Below are 1,926 nucleotides of genomic sequence, written 5' to 3' on the forward strand. Positions count from 1 at the left end.
TCGAGCATCAGCCCGCCAAGCACCGCTTGTTCCGCTTCGACGGAGTGAGGGGGTGACATATTGGATATATCCATCATGCCCTCCCGATTCGGGCAGAGGGCGGGAAGTGCTGATCGACACCTCTGTGCAACGCTGCTGTGGATCCTTGCTTCCACCCCTGATGTTGGGATTTGAAGTCATGGCCTTTCACAGAGGTTGGCTCGATCTCTTTTTCGATCAGGGTAGGGTGATGCAACTCGATATAGGCACTGATCGCTCGTTCGGTTTGTTCGTCCTGGCGACCGGCAAATTTGTAAACGTTGCGGGCGACTGCATCGATCCAGGCTTCGGCAAAAATCCGCCCACGTCGTCTTTTGGTCGTTGGATTGCAGCGCTTGAGCTGCGTTACGTGCTGACGCCGCGCCGTCACCAGTTGCAGATGAAGCGCTGAATAGGCATAGCTGGCCAGATCCGGCGATACACCCAAACCGATGAACTTGAACTGCCAGTCTCCAGGCCGCGCCTGGTACGCAATGCAATCGCAGTCGAAAGCGCTCGCGCATGTGTTTGCCAGGCTATGCAGCCAACTGGCGGGTGCTCGCTTCGTACCGGCAGAGACTGAGGCCTCGCAGGCAAGATGAGCGTCGACCTCAAGCTCTTCGAGCTGGTACTGCTCCATTAGCTTGCGGCCTTGCCGCAAAGCGGTCTCAGCCTCATTGGGAGAGGCACCCGCAGATCGAGCCAAAGCGAAGCATTTGATGACTTTGTCGATTATCCGTTGGCGGTCAATGCTCATGGCTGCACCTCAGGTTGTACCACGGACGCTAGAGCCTCTTTCCAGAGCCTGAGGGTTTCATGTTCTTCAGCTGTGAGCGCGGCTTTAGCATTCGCATTACGGACTTTCGACTGCAGAGCGGCTAGCCGATCCTCGACCTCAGATCCATCGTCGTAAGAAATGTCATTAGTCAGTGCCTCAACGAGCCGGATACGAAGCGAGCCTAGGCAACTGACTCGGTAAGCGGTCAGGCTGCCCCAACCCATCAGTCTGCTGAACGGCGTCAGTAAGGTGCTTCGGATCTCGCTATTAAGCTCGACTGCGGAGTAGAAACTGTCATATGTGCCGATGCGGTTGAATAACAGCGCCGTTTTCAGGAGCTCAAGTTTCTGGTCCAGGTTCTCTGTGGGCAGAGGATATCTAGCAGCAATCAGTTGTTTCGCTCTTGCGTTTCGCGCGTCCTGCCGACGTTTGGCCGCTTTCTCGTCGCGTACACGTTTTTCCTTGGCATGCTCGACATGAGCGTTCACTGATTCAAGGAGCTGCGCGGCCTGTGAGAGCAGTTCACGCTGTTCCACGCTCAAGTAATCACCCAGTCGACTAATCAAGCCGCGGCCCATCTTATGGCTGGAGCTTAAATTGCGGAGCTCACGTGACGTGTTCGTAAGCTTGGTCTGAGCGGCGCGCAGTTGTGATGAGTTGTACTGGTCGTTGAGCTTGCGCATCAATTCTGGAGTAATGCCGGATGCGTCGGTGAGATGCGGTTTTCCCATTTCAGCGATCCTCTTTGACGATTTTCGCTACAGCCGACTCGCTCATGGCTTCAAAGAGGTCTTTCCATTGTGGGAAAACCTCTATCGCCAGTTCACGGATGATCTGAAGCGCACTGGGGGCTCGACGGTTGGAAGGTTGTTTGTATTCGATCCGGTGCGCAGACATACCCGACGTTGATGCCTGCCGGAAAACTACAGAAGCAGGGACGGTGCTTTGAAGTACCTCGATCTCTTTGCTATCAGCGAAGGTCACTCTGATCGCATCATGGATCTGGCGAGCATCGTTAGTGGCGTCAAGGCAGTTCACCACCACTTTGATCGGCGGGATGTTCAGTCCAAGCCGAGAATATGGACGCAGGCCGTCAAGCATTTGCAAAGTGCCACGGTTAAATTCCCGGG

Annotated in this window: 2 protein-coding genes and 1 pseudogene; all 3 read right to left on the minus strand. The window is 55.0% G+C overall.

Features of this window, described 5'->3' with window-relative positions:
• Positions 1 to 73: 73 nt before the first annotated feature.
• On the minus strand, positions 74 to 775 hold the full coding sequence (locus ABJ99_RS04940) for a DUF2786 domain-containing protein (RefSeq protein ID WP_054084847.1): 702 nt from the start codon (positions 773 to 775) through the stop codon (positions 74 to 76).
• Complete coding sequence (locus tag ABJ99_RS04945) at positions 772 to 1,527, minus strand: hypothetical protein (RefSeq protein WP_054084848.1); 756 nt, start codon at positions 1,525 to 1,527, stop codon at positions 772 to 774. The genes ABJ99_RS04940 and ABJ99_RS04945 overlap by 4 nt, the downstream gene beginning before the upstream one ends.
• 1 nt (position 1,528) lies before the next feature.
• Positions 1,529 to 1,926 (minus strand): annotated as a pseudogene (locus tag ABJ99_RS04950) (ParA family protein); the annotation flags it as partial.

Source organism: Pseudomonas syringae pv. cilantro, assembly GCF_001293775.1.
In the GTDB taxonomy this organism is placed as follows: domain Bacteria; phylum Pseudomonadota; class Gammaproteobacteria; order Pseudomonadales; family Pseudomonadaceae; genus Aquipseudomonas; species Aquipseudomonas syringae_P.

Coding starts and splice junctions, on each gene's coding strand:
- ABJ99_RS04945 (WP_054084848.1), bottom strand. CDS start 1,527: ATGGGAAAACCGCATCTCACCGACGCATCCGGCATTACTCCAGAATTG.
- ABJ99_RS04940 (WP_054084847.1), bottom strand. CDS start 775: ATGAGCATTGACCGCCAACGGATAATCGACAAAGTCATCAAATGCTTC.